This window comes from Mycobacterium appelbergii (assembly GCF_032883035.1).
In the GTDB taxonomy this organism is placed as follows: Bacteria; Actinomycetota; Actinomycetes; order Mycobacteriales; family Mycobacteriaceae; genus Mycobacterium; species Mycobacterium appelbergii.
Genome location: NZ_JAMQTH010000009.1, coordinates 290,815 through 305,826, shown reverse-complemented (window position 1 = coordinate 305,826; position 15,012 = coordinate 290,815). Strand labels below are relative to the sequence as shown.

The window sequence follows — 15,012 nt, the reverse complement described above, 5'->3', positions numbered from 1 at the left end:
CGAAGAAGAGATGGTACTGATGGCACTCACCGTTGCCCTCGACATCGGCGGCACCAAGATCGCCGCGGGCCTCGTGGACCCCGACGGCGCCCTCGTGCACCAGGCCAAGCTCCCGACCCCTGACGGTGACGCCGAATCGGTGTGGGCGGTGGTGGAGCGGTTGCTCACCGAGACGTTGCGGGTGGCCAGTGGCGCTACCGATGGAGTCGGCATCGCCTCGGCCGGGCCGATAGATCTGCCGAGCGGAACGGTCAGCCCCATCAATATCGTCCAGTGGCACCGGTTTCCGATCGTGGAACGCGTTCGGGCTGTCACCGGGCTTCCGGTCCGGCTCGGCGGTGATGGACTGTGCATGGCGCTGGGGGAGCGCTGGCGCGGTGCCGGCCGTGATGCGCAGTTCCTGCTCGGCATGGTGGTGTCCACCGGCGTGGGCGGGGGACTGGTGCTCGACGGTGCACCCTATGACGGGCGCACCGGCAACGCCGGCCATGTCGGCCACGTCGTCGTCGCACCCTTCGACGGCGGGTTGTGCACGTGTGGCGGCCACGGCTGCGTGGAGACGATCGCGTCCGGTCCGCACCTGGCGCAATGGGCGCGCGAGCAGGGCTGGGACGCTCCCGCCGACGCCGACGCCAAGGAACTGGCCGACTCCGCGATCGGCGGTGATCCGGTGGCGCTCAAAGCATTCCAACGGGGCGCGACCGCGGTCGCGGCGATGATCGCCTCGGTGGGCGCGGTGTGTGACCTGGACCTGGTGGTGATCGGCGGTGGGGTGGCGAAGTCCGGTGCGCTGCTGTTTGACCCGCTGCGCTCGGCGCTGCAGTCCTACGCGGGACTGGACTTTCTGCGCACGCTGCGGGTGGTTCCGGCCGAACTCGGCGGGGAAGCCGGCCTGGTCGGTGCGGCGGCCCTCGTGCGGGGCTGACGCTTGGGGGGCCTGCGCTCCATGTGGGTGCGGCCCCATTCGCACAGGGCCTGCAATACCGGCGCCAGCGTCATGCCGTAGTCGGAGATCGAGTAGTGCACGCGCGGCGGCACGGTGCCCGCGTCGTGGCGGTCGATGATGCCGGCGTCCACCAGATCGTGGAGATGGCGGATGAGCATGCGCTCGGTGATGTCGGGGATGCTGCGCCGCAGCTCGGCCGTGCGCATCGGTCCGTCGGCCAACCGCCACAGGATGGTGCCCTTCCAGCGTCCGTCGATGACCGACAGCGTCGCGTCGATCGGGCAGTCGCCGACCTCTTTCTTGGAAACCGCCATGCTCACCCCTCCACCGTGCTGACTAATTTGTCAGTACCTTGTTTTTCGTCAGCATACTGACCAGCCTGGATGGCATGGAAGAAATCGTGCAGATTCTTGCGGTGATCGTCACCGGCCCGCTTCTCGGCGTCGAGTTCGGCGTTGCCGCCTTCACCAACCCGATCCTGCGGCGACTGCCCGACGCTGCCTACTGGCAGGCCCGCGGCACCGGCGCAGGGATTCTCGGAACGGCGATGCCGTTCTGGTACATCGGCGCGGTGGCGCTGCTGATCGCCGCCGCCACGTGGAGCCCGGGGCCGTTGCTCATCACGGCGGTGGTGCTGATGGGCCTGGTCATGTTGTTGTCCGTGACCACGCTGGTACCGATCAACAACCGGGTCGCCGCGGGAATCGGCGGCGACGAGGACCCCGATCAGTTGCATGAGTTGGCCCGACGCTGGGACCGGCTGCACTGGGTGCGGGTGGCGTTGTTGGCTGCGGCGTTTGTGTTGCTGGTGGTTGCCGGCACACTCTGACGCGGTGTCACAGGTGCAGAACGGCAAAGCTGGTCGCGGGCGTTTTGGCTGATCGGTGGGGGATCGGCTACTCTGGTCGGGTTCCACCGAAGACCGTCGGTCACCGAGCAATCGGTTGAAGGTCCCGGACATGTCCGGGCGGCCCACGCAGGAGGACGAGGCTATCTGTTATGTGCGCCCCGACCTGTCTGCGTCGGGGCGTTCGTCATTTCCAGGCCATGCAATCACGCCCGGTGGCGGTCGAGGCGGAACGCCCATACCCACCACAAGGAGGCATGCATGGCCACGGATGACAAGGCCGCAGCGGTTGCCGACATTGTCGAGAGGTTCCAGGCGTCGACGGCGGCTGTCGTCACCGAGTACCGCGGCCTGACGGTGACCAACATCGCCGAGCTGCGCCGTGCGCTCGGTGACTCCGCCACCTACCGCGTCGCCAAGAACACTCTGGTCAAGCGGGCAGCGGCAGAAGCCGGTGTCGAGGGTCTCGATGAGTTGTTCACCGGCCCGACCGCGATCGCATTCGTCAACGGCGAGGCCGTCGACGCCGCCAAGGCGATCAAGAAGTTCGCCAAGGACAACAAATCGCTCGTCATCAAGGGCGGCTACATGGACGGCCGTCCACTGTCGGTCGCCGAGGTCGAGAAGATCGCCGACCTGGAGTCGCGCGAGGTGCTGCTGGCCAAGCTGGCAGGCGCCATGAAGGGCAAGACCAGCCAGGCCGCGGCGCTGTTCGCAGCTCCCGCATCTCAGGTCGCCCGGCTCGCCGCCGCGCTGCAGGAGAAGAAGTCTGCAGAAGAAGCTGCTTAATCCCACCCCACGAAGTTCGTAAGAAGAAGGAAGGACCATCACCATGGCCAAGCTGTCCACCGAAGAACTGCTCGACGCGTTCAAGGAAATGACCCTGCTGGAGCTCTCTGAGTTCGTGAAGCAGTTCGAAGAGACCTTCGATGTCACCGCCGCCGCTCCGGTCGCCGTCGCGGCCGCCGGTGCCGCCCCGGCTGCCGCCGAGGCCGCCGAGGAGCAGTCGGAGTTCGACGTCATCCTCGAAGGTGCCGGCGAGAAGAAGATCGGCGTCATCAAGGTCGTCCGCGAGATCGTCTCCGGCCTGGGCCTGAAGGAAGCCAAGGATCTGGTCGACTCGGCTCCCAAGCCGCTGCTCGAGAAGGTCAGCAAGGAAGCCGCCGAGGACGCCAAGGGCAAGCTCGAAGCTGCCGGCGCTTCGGTCACCGTCAAGTAGTTCGCACTGCCACAAGATCCCCCGGCTCTCAACGGAGCCGGGGGATCTTTGCTGTTCTGACATTCGCGCGCGAATTACCCGGGTCCAACGGTGATGTCGCGATTCCCGGTGCGCTAAGGTGACTCAAGCCACAGGCCGTAGCAGGTGGCGCGGCGAGCAGTAGGCGGAAGGATCTCTCATGGGCGTCCAAATCGATGTGACCGGACTGAGCAAGTCGTTTGGATCGTCGAAGATTTGGGAAGACGTCACATTGACGGTCCCCGCCGGCGAGGTGAGCGTGCTGCTCGGCCCGTCGGGTACCGGTAAGTCGGTGTTCCTGAAGTCGCTGATCGGCCTGCTTCGCCCGGAACGCGGCTCGATCCTCATCGACGGCACCGACATCCTCGAATGTTCGGCCAAAGAGCTGTATGAGATCCGCACCCTGTTCGGCGTGCTGTTCCAGGACGGCGCGCTGTTCGGCTCGATGAACATCTACGACAACACCGCCTTCCCGCTGCGTGAGCACACCAAGAAGAGTGAAAGCCAGATCCGCGAGATCGTCATGGAGAAGCTGGCCCTGGTCGGTATGCCCAACGACGGCCACAAGTTCCCCGGCGAGATCTCCGGCGGTATGCGCAAGCGCGCGGGCCTGGCCCGCGCCTTGGTGCTCGACCCGCAGATCATCCTCTGCGACGAGCCGGACTCCGGCCTGGATCCCGTCCGTACCGCTTACCTGTCCCAGTTGCTGATCGACATCAACGCGCAGATCGACGCGACCGTGCTCATCGTGACGCACAACATCAACATCGCCCGCACCGTGCCCGACAACATGGGCATGCTGTTCCGCAAGAAGCTGGTCACGTTCGGCCCCCGCGAGGTGCTGCTGACCAGCGACGAGCCGGTGGTCAAGCAGTTCCTCAACGGCCGCCGCATCGGCCCGATCGGCATGTCCGAGGAAAAGGACGAAGCGACCGCCGCCGCCGAGCAGGCACTCGTCGACGCCGGCCAGCACGATGGTGGCGTGGAGGAAATCGAGGGTGTGCCGCCGCAGCTGCAGGCGACCCCGGGTATGCCGGAGCGCAAAGCGGTCGCCCGCCGCCAGGCGCGCGTCCGCGAGATCCTGCACACCCTGCCGCCGTCGGCGCAGGCTGCGATCATGGATGAGCTCGACGCCAACGGTCATCCGGCTGGTCTGAACCCGACGGCCCAAGCGAACTACGACGAGCCGACCGCGCGCCACCAGCGCACGGCCGAGGACGACGCCCCGACCGGCGCGATCGAAGTTCCGCGACAGGCCTGAACGACTCAGTAACCCTCGGCACGGTTGATCGTGCCGACGAGTTGCTGCCCGGTCGCGAATCGGATCAGGTTCTCCTCGATCCGCTTGGCGAGCAGCGGCACGATCATCTCGATGGTGTCCGCGGTGTGCGGGGTGACAATCGCGTTATCAAGTGACCAGAGCGGATGGCCGTTCGGTAGCGGCTCCGGATCGGTGACATCGACCGCGGCGCCCGCGATACGTCCCGACTCCAGTGCGTCGACGAGATGGTCGGTCACAACGAGTCCGCCGCGCGCCACGTTGACCAGTACCGCACGCGGATTCATCAGCGCGAACTCGACTTCACTGAACATGCCGTAGGTCTCCGGGGTGAGAGCCGCCGCCAGCACGACCACCTCAGCATCGGGCAGTTCCCGATGCAGGTGCTCCATCGTCAGCACACGTTGCACGTGGGGAATCGGCAGTGGACGTCGACGAATCACTGTCGTCGCCGTCGAGTACACCGTCAGCAACCGGGCCAGTTCCTTACCGATGCCGCCGCCCCCGACGATCAGTACGCGCTTGCGATGCAGCGACGTTCCGGCCTGCTGACCCCACGTCTTCGCACGCAGTCGCTCGGGAAGTTGCCGAAGTAGCGCGAGTACCAGGGCGTGGGCGTGTTCGGCGACGGGTTCGGCGTAGGCACCCTTCGCCGAAGTCCACACCACATCCTCACGGGACTTGACGGCGCCCGACCGGAAGAAGTCTTCGACGCCGGCCGCAGGGAGCTGCACCCACCGGATCGACTGAAGTTCGGTGACGGTCGAGGCCAGCACATCGGGGGCACCGTGGCGGGACCAGATCAGTACCTCGGGCTCGTCCCCGGTGCCGACGAGCACGCCGCCACCGCCGGTCACCGCTTGTTCATACGCCGAGACGGCGTCGGGCATGATGCTGACCCTCAGCGGGACGGCTGTCATGCGTCGGCCCCGACGGTGAACCGCTCAGGTCGGTAGGCGTCGAGCAGCGGTGAACGGTAACCAGGCTCGAGCAGTTCCTCGCTGAGCAGGTCGCCGAATACAGGTCCCAGCGTTGCGCCGCTGTGGCTGAAGGCGACCCAACAGCCGGGCAGGTCCTGCAGTTGCCCGACAGCTGACCAGCCGTCACCGGGTATCGGTCGGAGTCCGGTCGCCACGCGGTCGAGCCGCAGCGGCGCGCCGCCCGCGAAGAGCCGGGTCAAATCGGTGAGCGAAGCGTTGACAGAGTCGTCGTCCACCAGGAATCCACCGCTCGGATCGGGCCGCAAGGCCTGTTCGATCACCGAGGTGTGGACCACGGCCCCGCCGCCGGGTCGGGGGCGAAGGCTGCCGACCGGGGTGCGCACCAGCATCCGCAGCTGCAACGAACTGGGGGCAGTGAACAACAACGCAGCCTTCGTGCTGCGCTGCGGCACGGCGATCCCGGCCGCCGCAAGCAGGGCGGTGGTCTCGGAACCGGCGGCGACGACGAGTTCGTCGCCGCCGACCGTCGTGCCGTCGGACAGGACCGCCCGCGCACGGCCACCCGATTCGGTGACTCGCGCACCGGCGTCCATGACGAGGGCACCGCCATGACCCATCACCTCGGCGAGCAGGAGTCCGGTGTAGGCGGGCAGATCCACCCAGCCTTCGTCCCGCGCGAAGAGAATTCCGTCGCGCGGAAGCGCATCCGTCGCCAGCGCCGGCTCGAGTCCCAGTGCGCGCGAGCGGTCGATGGATTCGACGCTGTGGCCCTTGGCGCGGAGCCGATGAAACGTCTCGGAGATCCCTTCGATCTCGTCAGCACCTTGAATGAGTTGCACCGTGCCGCCGTCGGTTTCCCACGCGAGCGAACCGGAGAACCGCACCACGCTGTCATATGGCGGGCTCGCGGCGAACTCTCGGTAACGGGCCAAACTGAGCAGCCGCAGCCGGTGATAACTGTCCGGCACCTCCTGCGCGGCACCCAGCCAGCCGAACGACCGCCACGTCGCGCCGTTATCGGGGCCCGATCCGATCACGGTCACCCGCGCGCCACGTAGTGCGGCGGCGTGGGCGACCGAGGCCCCGAGGATCCCGTCGCCGAGTACGACGATGTGTTTGCTCCGGGTGCTGCTCCGCATGGTTGGCGACTCTCACTTCTGCTCTGAAATCACGGACTCGACCCCACCATGAGACCCCGCGTGTGCGACGTAGGTGTAGCCGGTTCCGTCTCACGGAACGCCCTTGAGGCCGGTGGTGGGTGCGGTAACACTCGACCGCAGACTGCCGCTGATCTCACAGTTCGACTGCGCGATCCGGGCCACTCGAAAGGAAAGATGCATGCGTCGATCACGAATGAGTTTTGCCGCGGCTGCGGTGGTGGCCCTCGCGCTGGCCGGATGCTCCTCGGGTGGCGGCAGTGAGTCGGAGCCCTCCGCGGAGAAGGTCGACGACCTTGCGGCGCTCCTACCCCAGGACATCGCCTCGAAGGGCACCCTCAACCTGGGGGTCAACGTCGACATCGCTCCGCTGAAATACATGGACGACGCCGGCGAGGTGACCGGCTTCTCGATCGAGCAGTTCCGGCTCGCCAGTGACGTGCTTGGCCTGGATGTCAATATCGAACAGGGCTCATTCGATTCGCTGGTCCCCGGCCTGGAATCGGGGCGCTACGACGCGCTCGCTTCTCTTGCCGACATCAAGGACCGGCAGGCCAGTGTGCGGTTCGTCGATTTCCTGCGGGCAGGCGTTTCCTGGGTCGCGGCCGCGGATGCCACTGTCGACGTCACATCACGCGACGACCTCTGCGGCCGCCGCATCGCGGTGCTCAAGGGTTCCGGAGCCGAAACCGAGATGCGGCAGCAGGTGCAGAGTTGCGCGGCGGCCAACGCGCCGCAGTTGAATCTCGCTGCCTATCCCGATTCGAACGCTGCCCTGCTGTCTGTGGACAGCGGCGAAGACGAGCTCGCCATGATCGACTCACCGGCTGCCACCTACAACGCCGCGCAATTCCCGGACAAGTACAAGGTGGCCTACACCGAATACACGAACCCCAACGGCATCGGCTTTCCCACCGAACCGCCGGCGCTGGCAGACGCGTACTCCGCGGCGCTGAAGCACCTGCTGGAAAACGGCCGGTACAAGGAACTCGCCGACAAGTACCAGATCCCCGAGGGCGACCTGATCACCGACTTCCCGATCAACAAGGGCCCGGAGCTCGCGGGTTGACCGTCAACCGCGACAGAGAGCGCCACAGAGAGGTCGCCATGACGACGACGAAGGCGACGGTCCCGCTGACGATTCACGAGAGACGCCGACCGTTCCATTTCCTCTGGTATCTGCTGGCCGTCCTGGTGGCGATCGCCGCGGTCAGGTTCGTCGTCTTCAATCCGCGTTGGCAATGGGGCACGGTCGTCGAGTACCTCTTCAACCCGCGCGTGCTGGCGGGCCTGGCCAACACGATTCAGCTCACGATCGTGTCGAGTCTCCTTGGTCTGGTGTTCGGCGTCATCGTGGCGGCATGTCGGATCAGCAACAACCGTGTCCTGCGGGCCTTCGGCGGTATCTACATCTGGATCGTGCGTGCCGTCCCGACGCTGGTCATGTTGTTGTTCGTGTTTTTCATCGGTGCGCTGCTGCCTGAGGTCAACATCGGTCTGCCGTTCCTGGAGCCGTGGTTCAGCATCCCGATGAACGACGTGATGTCGCGCTGGAGTGCCGCGGTGATCGGCCTGGCGTTCTTCCTGGGCGGCTTTTCCGCCGAGATCTTCCGCGGTGGCCTGCTGGCGGTTTCGAAGGGGCAGTGGGAGGCGGCGAGCGCACTCGGGATGGGACAGCTGAGCACGCTGCGCCGGGTGATCATGCCGCAGGCGATCCGGGTCATCATCCCGCCACTCGCCAACGAGCTGATCACGATGTTCAAGAACACCTCACTGGTATCGGTCATCGGTTACGTCGAGCTGCTCACCACCGTGCAGCAGATCTACTCGGTGAACTTCCGCACCATCCCGCTGCTGACCGTTGCCGTGCTCTGGTATCTGGCGCTCACGAGCCTCGCGCTGCTCGGACAGCGTCAGCTCGAGCGACGATTCGGGAAGGGGTTCGACGATGCCCGCTGAGTCAACCGACGGGACCGGCACGACGATCCTGTCGGCACGCTCCCTCGTCAAGAAGTTCGGCGAATTCACCGCGCTTGACGGCGTCGACATCGATCTGACCCTCGGCGAGGTGGCCGTGCTGGTCGGGTCATCGGGCTCGGGGAAGAGCACCCTGATCCGCTGCCTCAACCTGCTGGAGCCCGTCGACGCAGGCGAGATCGAGTTCAACGGCGAACTGCTGGGCGCCGAACGCACCGACCGCGGACTCGTGCGGCGGACCACCGCCGAGATCCTGCGGCAGCGCCGGTACTTCGGCATGGTGTTCCAGTCGTTCAACCTCTTCCCGCACATGACCGCGCTGCAGAACGTCGAATCGGGGCCCAGGTTCGTCCTCGGCCGGCAGGGAAAGCAGCTCTCCGAACACGCCGCGGCGTTGTTGGCGCGCGTCGGGCTGGCCGGGAAGGAAGGAAGCTACCCGGGGCAGTTGTCAGGCGGTCAGCAGCAGCGTGTCGCGATCGCCCGGGCACTGGCCATGAATCCCGAGATCATGCTGTTCGACGAGCCGACGAGTGCGCTCGACCCCGAACTCGTCGACGAGGTCTTCGACGTCATCCGCGACCTTGCCGCGGGCGGCACCACGATGATGATCGTCACGCATGAGATGCGTTTCGCCCGCCGGATCGCCGACACCCTCGTCTACATGGACAACGGCCGAATCCTCGAGCGCGGCACCCCCGAACAGGTGATGACCGAACCCGAGACGGAACGCGCACAGGCCTTTTTCTCCCGCACTCACTGACCGGCAACAGTGCCGAGAAAGGTCATTCATGACCGACGTCTACATCGTTTCCGACGAGCTCAACTCCTACTTCGCCGGCCTGGTCCTGGCCACCCGGGGCTTCCGGGTCGCCATCGCAGGCCGGGACCCGGCCGCTGTCGAGGTCGACATCGACGGGCGGCAGCGAACCGCGCACCTCACGGAGGTTGCCGAATTCAGCGGCGATCGCCGCGTCGGCATGGTCGCGGCCGAGGGCGAGGACCTGCAGGCCGGTGTCGGCCGGGTGCTCGAAGCCGGGCCGGTGGACCTGCTGGTGGTCGTCGGCGGCGGAACCGCGGGCGTCGTCGAGGCCGTGGAGATGGCCGAACGCAGGGGAGTCGACCCCGCCACGGTGCTGGTGACCAGCGCCTTCATCTGGGGTGGAAAGCTGCAGGATCCCGTCCTCCTCAACTCCGAGAAACTCGGGCTGCTCAGCGGCTTTCTCGCACAACCGCATGCCGACACTGTCGCGTTGGCAGCCGAGGTGATCCCCACGGCCAAGATCGTCGACATCGTGTCGGTGGGCCTGGCCAGCCTCAACGCCATCGTGCATCCCGTGCCGATGGTGCTCGCCGCGACCGAAATCGAACGCGGCGCCGACTCGAGGTTCTTCATCGACACCTTCGGCAATTCGGTCAGCGAGGTCGTGGTGGCTCTCGATGCCGAACGGGTCGCACTCGGACGGCAGCTCGGCCGGGAATTACCCACTTTCGTCGACATGCTGGACACCTACTACGCGAACGAGGGAATCTCCGGCTCCGACGTCCGGGAGCGGGTCAATACCTTCCGCGCTTATCAGACGCAGGTGATCCCGCACAGTTTTCAGCATCGCTACCTCACCCATGAGATCGCGGGCAACCTCGCTCCGATGGCAGCGCTCGGCGACCTCATCGGCGTGGACACGCCCATCATGGACGCGCTGGTGACGATCGGAAGCGTGCTGTCGGGCCGGGATCTGAACGTGCGCGCGACCGCGGTGGCCGCCGAGTTCACGCGACTTGCCCGGTCATCCCCGTGCCCGCGGGCGCAAGTCGCGGCAGACTTGGGCCCGGACGCGTAAGGGAGGTCGTATTGAGTGACGACATCGCGGTTCTCGGTAAAGGGCTGGTGGTCCTCGAACAACTGGGTGAGCCCAGACGGATCAGCGAGATCGTCGCGCAGACCGGTCTGCCGAAGAGCACGGTGCACCGTCTGCTCACGGCCTTGCGACATGACGGTTGGGTGGCGCAGAACCCGGACGCGTCATACCGGCGGGGCTGGCGGTGGAAGTCGCTGCTGGGCCAGATCGCTCCTGCCGACGAACTCGCCCATGACCTGTTCGACCGGCTCCTGACTTTCAGGCGCACGACCGACTGCACGATGGGATTTTCCTTCTTCCGTGGCGCCACGATGCTGTGCGACATGCGGATCCAAGGCGACCATGAACACACGGTGCTGCCCGAACTGGGCGGCATCGTGCCGTTCGCGGAGTCGGCGACCGGGCGGGTGATTCTCGGCGCGCTGCCGGATACACAGATGTTCCGGCTCATCGAGCAGGAGCGGCAGTCCTCGCCCGAGTTGGATCTCGTCTCGGTGATGGCCCACATCCGCCGGACCCGCAAGGTCGGTGTTTCCACGATCATGAAGGACCGTCCCGGGTTCGCTCCCCGCCAGGCACCGAGGGTGACGTGCTGGGCGGCGGTCATCCTCGACGAGTACCGGTACCCGATCGGAGCGGTGAGCGCGGCCCGCGTCGGCGAGTTCCTGCCCAGCCACCACAACGAGAACGGCATAGCCGCCCTGATCGGTCTGTCGCACGAGATCACGTCCATGTTCGGTTCCCCGGCCATCGTGACCCCGCCGATGCGGACCGGCTGGCGGTCGATGTCGAGTCCGGCCACGTACGGCTTCGCGAACTGACGGCGGGTTCACACCCCCCGGGCGAGCCATCTGGGCAAAGCAGAAATTCCCACGCCAAACACCGTGTAAGCCCTTGACGGACGGGCCCAAACCGACCAATCTGTTGGGCAGCATGTGTGAACGGGTTGAGGACGCCAGCCAGCGCCGGACGACTCTTCTCATGCAGCGGGTGTGTGGTGGTTGAGGATTGCTTGAATAAGTGGCGGTCGTGCGCTATCGTTGGACGTTGCGCTGGCTGCATCCTGCCCACCTCACCTGTACCTGACACCGTGGTCCTAGCCTGAGTCGTTTGCTCAGTCACTAGTCCTGTGCCGTGCGTCCAGGGGTTTTGGGCAGGCAGTACGCCAGCCGAACCGACGCAGAATCGCGACAAATGGTCCGGTGCAGGCCGGCACCTGATAGTCGCATGAGGTGCTGGAAGGATGCATCTTGGCAGTCTCTAGCCAGAGCAAGTCAGCGAACGCTATCACTAATAACTCCGTCCCCGGAGCACCGAACCGAGTTTCATTTGCCAAGCTCCGCGAGCCGCTTGAGGTTCCGGGGCTTCTCGACGTTCAGACGGATTCGTTCGAATGGTTGGTCGGCTCCGACCGGTGGCGCCAGAACGCCGTCGACCGTGGCGATGACAACCCCAAGGGCGGTCTGGAAGAGGTTCTCGACGAGCTCTCTCCCATCGAGGACTTCTCGGGTTCGATGTCGCTGTCGTTCTCTGATCCGCGCTTCGACGAGGTCAAGGCCCCGGTCGATGAGTGCAAAGACAAGGACATGACGTACGCGGCCCCGCTGTTCGTCACGGCCGAGTTCATCAACAACAACACCGGCGAGATCAAGAGCCAGACGGTCTTCATGGGTGACTTCCCGATGATGACCGAGAAGGGCACCTTCATCATCAACGGCACCGAGCGTGTCGTGGTGAGCCAGCTGGTCCGTTCCCCGGGTGTGTACTTCGACGAGAACATCGACAAGTCCACCGAGAAGACGCTGCACAGCGTCAAGGTGATCCCCGGCCGCGGTGCGTGGCTGGAGTTCGACGTCGACAAGCGCGACACCGTCGGTGTGCGTATCGACCGCAAGCGCCGTCAGCCCGTCACCGTGCTGCTCAAGGCGCTGGGCTGGACCAGCGAGCAGATCACCGAGCGCTTCGGCTTCTCGGAGATCATGATGGGCACCCTCGAGAAGGACAGCACCGCCGGTCCCGACGAGGCACTGCTCGACATCTACCGCAAGCTGCGCCCGGGCGAGCCGCCGACCAAGGAGTCGGCGCAGACCCTGCTGGAGAACCTGTTCTTCAAGGAGAAGCGTTACGACCTGGCCCGCGTCGGCCGCTACAAGGTCAACAAGAAGCTCGGGCTGAATGCCGGCAAGCCGATCACCAGCTCGACGCTGACCGAAGAGGACGTCGTCGCCACCATCGAGTACCTGGTGCGTCTGCACGAGGGCCAGACCTCGATGACGGTTCCCGGCGGCGTCGAGGTTCCCGTCGAGGTCGACGACATCGACCACTTCGGCAACCGTCGTCTGCGTACCGTCGGCGAGCTGATCCAGAACCAGATCCGCGTCGGCCTGTCCCGCATGGAGCGCGTCGTCCGCGAGCGGATGACCACGCAGGATGTCGAGGCGATCACGCCGCAGACTCTGATCAACATCCGTCCCGTCGTGGCGGCGATCAAGGAGTTCTTCGGCACCAGCCAGCTGTCGCAGTTCATGGACCAGAACAACCCGCTCTCGGGCCTGACCCACAAGCGTCGCCTGTCGGCGCTGGGCCCCGGTGGTCTGTCCCGTGAGCGTGCCGGCCTTGAGGTCCGCGACGTGCACCCCAGCCACTACGGCCGCATGTGCCCGATCGAGACCCCTGAGGGTCCGAACATCGGTCTGATCGGCTCGCTGTCGGTGTACGCCCGGGTCAACCCGTTCGGCTTCATCGAGACGCCGTACCGCAAGGTCGTGGACGGGGTCGTCACGGACGAGATCCACTACCTGACCGCCGACGAGGAGGACCGCCACGTCGTGGCGCAGGCCAACTCGCCGACCGACGACGACGGCAACTTCACCGAGGAACGCGTCATGGTCCGCCGTAAGGGTGGCGAGGTCGAGAACGTCGCTCCGTCCGCGGTGGACTACATGGACGTCTCGCCGCGCCAGATGGTGTCGGTCGCGACGGCCATGATCCCGTTCCTCGAGCACGACGACGCCAACCGTGCCCTGATGGGTGCGAACATGCAGCGCCAGGCGGTTCCGCTGGTTCGCAGCGAGGCGCCGTTGGTCGGTACCGGCATGGAGTTGCGTGCCGCGATCGACGCCGGCGACGTGGTGGTGACCGAGAAGGCCGGTGTGGTCGAGGAAGTCTCCGCCGACTACGTCACCGTGATGGCCGACGACGGCACCCGGCGCACCTACCGGATGCGCAAGTTCGCCCGTTCCAACCACGGCACCTGCGCCAACCAGCGTCCGATCGTGGACGCCGGGCAGCGTGTGGAATCGGGTCAGGTCCTCGCTGATGGCCCCTGCACCGAAAACGGTGAGATGGCCCTGGGCAAGAACCTGCTCGTGGCGATCATGCCGTGGGAAGGGCACAACTACGAGGACGCGATCATCCTCTCCAACCGCTTGGTTGAAGAGGACGTGCTCACCTCGATTCACATCGAAGAGCACGAGATCGATGCCCGCGACACCAAGCTGGGCGCCGAGGAGATCACCCGGGACATCCCGAACGTCTCCGATGAGGTGCTGGCAGATCTCGACGAGCGCGGCATCATCCGCATCGGCGCCGAGGTCCGCGACGGCGACGTCCTGGTCGGCAAGGTCACCCCGAAGGGCGAGACCGAGCTGACGCCCGAGGAGCGGCTGCTGCGTGCGATCTTCGGTGAGAAGGCTCGCGAGGTCCGCGACACCTCTCTGAAGGTGCCGCACGGTGAGTCCGGCAAGGTCATCGGCATTCGCGTGTTCTCGCGTGAGGACGACGACGAGCTGCCTGCCGGCGTCAACGAGCTGGTCCGCGTGTACGTGGCGCAGAAGCGCAAGATCTCCGACGGCGACAAGCTGGCCGGGCGTCACGGCAACAAGGGCGTCATCGGCAAGATCCTGCCCGTCGAGGACATGCCGTTCCTGCCGGACGGCACCCCGGTGGACATCATCCTGAACACCCACGGTGTGCCGCGTCGTATGAACATCGGCCAGATCCTGGAAACCCACCTCGGGTGGGTGGCCAAGGCCGGCTGGAACATCGACGTTGCTACGGGCACTCCGGACTGGGCGGGCAACATGCCCGAGGATCTGCTCTCGGCCCCGGCCGACAGCATCGTGTCCACGCCCGTGTTCGACGGTGCGCAGGAAGGCGAGCTGCAGGGCCTGCTCGGTTCGACACTGCCGAACCGTGACGGCGAGGTCATGGTCAATGCCGACGGCAAGGCGACGCTGTTCGACGGTCGCTCCGGTGAGCCGTTCCCGTACCCGGTGACGGTCGGCTACATGTACATCCTCAAGCTGCATCACCTGGTGGACGACAAGATCCACGCCCGCTCCACCGGTCCGTACTCGATGATCACCCAGCAGCCGCTGGGTGGTAAGGCGCAGTTCGGTGGCCAGCGGTTCGGTGAGATGGAGTGCTGGGCCATGCAGGCCTATGGCGCGGCGTACACGCTGCAGGAGCTGTTGACCATCAAGTCCGACGACACGGTCGGCCGGGTCAAGGTGTACGAGGCGATCGTCAAGGGCGAGAACATCCCCGAACCCGGTATTCCGGAGTCGTTCAAGGTGTTGCTCAAGGAGCTGCAGTCGCTGTGCCTCAACGTTGAGGTGCTCTCCAGCGACGGCGCAGCAATCGAGATGCGTGACGGTGACGACGAGGACCTGGAGCGCGCAGCCGCGAACCTGGGAATCAACCTGTCCCGCAACGAATCCGCTTCTGTCGAAGATCTGGCATAGCGGAACTCGTCCTCAGTTAGTTTTTCT

At 65.7% G+C, this 15,012-nt stretch carries 14 protein-coding genes; 11 read left to right on the top strand and 3 right to left on the bottom strand.

Annotation, left to right across the window (positions count from 1 at the left end; translation table 11 throughout):
- The first annotated feature begins 19 nt into the window (after nt 1-19).
- Nucleotides 20-925, top strand: a complete 906-nt coding sequence (locus M1247_RS22295) for an ROK family protein (RefSeq protein ID WP_317158546.1) — start codon at nt 20-22, stop codon at nt 923-925.
- On the opposite strand, the gene M1247_RS22290 is transcribed toward M1247_RS22295, so the two are convergent.
- Nucleotides 826-1,260 carry a winged helix-turn-helix transcriptional regulator gene (locus M1247_RS22290; RefSeq protein WP_317158545.1) on the bottom strand — a complete coding sequence of 145 codons (435 nt, stop codon included), beginning with the start codon at nt 1,258-1,260 and terminating at the stop codon, nt 826-828. The two genes, M1247_RS22295 and M1247_RS22290, sit on opposite strands and share 100 nt — an antisense overlap.
- Nucleotides 1,261-1,334: 74 nt before the next feature.
- On the opposite strand from M1247_RS22290, the gene M1247_RS22285 reads away from it, so the two are divergent.
- The 4 genes from M1247_RS22285 to M1247_RS22270 all read left to right on the top strand — a co-directional run bounded on the left by M1247_RS22285 (nt 1,335) and on the right by M1247_RS22270 (nt 4,291).
- Entirely contained in the window at nt 1,335-1,775 is a 441-nt protein-coding gene (locus M1247_RS22285) for an anthrone oxygenase family protein (protein WP_317158544.1), read from the top strand.
- A 279-nt stretch (nt 1,776-2,054) separates the two neighbouring features.
- Nucleotides 2,055-2,582 carry a 50S ribosomal protein L10 gene (gene rplJ, locus M1247_RS22280; RefSeq protein ID WP_317158543.1) on the top strand — a complete coding sequence of 176 codons (528 nt, stop codon included), beginning with the start codon at nt 2,055-2,057 and terminating at the stop codon, nt 2,580-2,582.
- Between the two features lie 43 nt (nt 2,583-2,625).
- Nucleotides 2,626-3,012: a 50S ribosomal protein L7/L12 gene (rplL, locus tag M1247_RS22275; RefSeq protein ID WP_073859745.1), complete on the top strand. Its 387-nt coding sequence runs from the start codon at nt 2,626-2,628 to the stop codon at nt 3,010-3,012.
- 178 nt (nt 3,013-3,190) lie between these two features.
- On the top strand, nt 3,191-4,291 hold the full coding sequence (locus M1247_RS22270; protein ID WP_317158542.1) for an ABC transporter ATP-binding protein: 1,101 nt from the start codon (nt 3,191-3,193) through the stop codon (nt 4,289-4,291).
- 5 nt (nt 4,292-4,296) lie between these two features.
- Here the strand turns inward: M1247_RS22270 and M1247_RS22265 are convergent, their stop codons facing one another.
- Nucleotides 4,297-5,229, bottom strand: coding sequence for an NAD(P)-dependent oxidoreductase (locus M1247_RS22265; RefSeq protein ID WP_317158541.1), 933 nt, complete (start codon nt 5,227-5,229; stop codon nt 4,297-4,299).
- Nucleotides 5,226-6,389, bottom strand: coding sequence for an NAD(P)/FAD-dependent oxidoreductase (locus M1247_RS22260; RefSeq protein ID WP_317158540.1), 1,164 nt, complete (start codon nt 6,387-6,389; stop codon nt 5,226-5,228). The genes M1247_RS22265 and M1247_RS22260 overlap by 4 nt, the downstream gene beginning before the upstream one ends.
- Before the next feature lie 199 nt (nt 6,390-6,588).
- Here M1247_RS22260 and M1247_RS22255 point away from each other — a divergent pair, with 199 nt between their 5' ends.
- From M1247_RS22255 to rpoB, 6 genes are all read left to right on the top strand, one after another.
- A complete protein-coding gene (locus M1247_RS22255) occupies nt 6,589-7,476 on the top strand; it encodes an ABC transporter substrate-binding protein (protein WP_317158539.1) in 888 nt (295 codons plus the stop codon).
- A 38-nt stretch (nt 7,477-7,514) separates the two neighbouring features.
- A complete protein-coding gene (locus M1247_RS22250; protein ID WP_317158538.1) occupies nt 7,515-8,366 on the top strand; it encodes an amino acid ABC transporter permease in 852 nt (283 codons plus the stop codon).
- Nucleotides 8,356-9,144 carry an amino acid ABC transporter ATP-binding protein gene (locus M1247_RS22245; RefSeq protein ID WP_317158537.1) on the top strand — a complete coding sequence of 263 codons (789 nt, stop codon included), beginning with the start codon at nt 8,356-8,358 and terminating at the stop codon, nt 9,142-9,144. Before M1247_RS22250 ends, M1247_RS22245 begins: the two co-directional genes overlap by 11 nt.
- A 28-nt stretch (nt 9,145-9,172) precedes the next feature.
- The gene (locus M1247_RS22240; RefSeq protein WP_317158536.1) at nt 9,173-10,222 is read left to right on the top strand and encodes an NAD/NADP octopine/nopaline dehydrogenase family protein; all 1,050 of its coding nucleotides are present in this window, start codon (nt 9,173-9,175) and stop codon (nt 10,220-10,222) included.
- Between the two features lie 11 nt (nt 10,223-10,233).
- Nucleotides 10,234-11,061: a helix-turn-helix domain-containing protein gene (locus M1247_RS22235; protein WP_317158535.1), complete on the top strand. Its 828-nt coding sequence runs from the start codon at nt 10,234-10,236 to the stop codon at nt 11,059-11,061.
- Nucleotides 11,062-11,472: 411 nt separating this feature from the next.
- Complete coding sequence (rpoB, locus tag M1247_RS22230) at nt 11,473-14,985, top strand: DNA-directed RNA polymerase subunit beta (RefSeq protein ID WP_317158534.1); 3,513 nt, start codon at nt 11,473-11,475, stop codon at nt 14,983-14,985.
- Nucleotides 14,986-15,012: the final 27 nt, after the last annotated feature.

Coding starts and splice junctions, on each gene's coding strand:
- M1247_RS22295 (WP_317158546.1), top strand. CDS start 20: ATGGCACTCACCGTTGCCCTCGACATCGGCGGCACCAAGATCGCCGCG.
- M1247_RS22290 (WP_317158545.1), bottom strand. CDS start 1,260: ATGGCGGTTTCCAAGAAAGAGGTCGGCGACTGCCCGATCGACGCGACG.
- M1247_RS22285 (WP_317158544.1), top strand. CDS start 1,335: ATGGAAGAAATCGTGCAGATTCTTGCGGTGATCGTCACCGGCCCGCTT.
- rplJ (WP_317158543.1), top strand. CDS start 2,055: ATGGCCACGGATGACAAGGCCGCAGCGGTTGCCGACATTGTCGAGAGG.
- rplL (WP_073859745.1), top strand. CDS start 2,626: ATGGCCAAGCTGTCCACCGAAGAACTGCTCGACGCGTTCAAGGAAATG.
- M1247_RS22270 (WP_317158542.1), top strand. CDS start 3,191: ATGGGCGTCCAAATCGATGTGACCGGACTGAGCAAGTCGTTTGGATCG.
- M1247_RS22265 (WP_317158541.1), bottom strand. CDS start 5,229: ATGACAGCCGTCCCGCTGAGGGTCAGCATCATGCCCGACGCCGTCTCG.
- M1247_RS22260 (WP_317158540.1), bottom strand. CDS start 6,389: ATGCGGAGCAGCACCCGGAGCAAACACATCGTCGTACTCGGCGACGGG.
- M1247_RS22255 (WP_317158539.1), top strand. CDS start 6,589: ATGCGTCGATCACGAATGAGTTTTGCCGCGGCTGCGGTGGTGGCCCTC.
- M1247_RS22250 (WP_317158538.1), top strand. CDS start 7,515: ATGACGACGACGAAGGCGACGGTCCCGCTGACGATTCACGAGAGACGC.
- M1247_RS22245 (WP_317158537.1), top strand. CDS start 8,356: ATGCCCGCTGAGTCAACCGACGGGACCGGCACGACGATCCTGTCGGCA.
- M1247_RS22240 (WP_317158536.1), top strand. CDS start 9,173: ATGACCGACGTCTACATCGTTTCCGACGAGCTCAACTCCTACTTCGCC.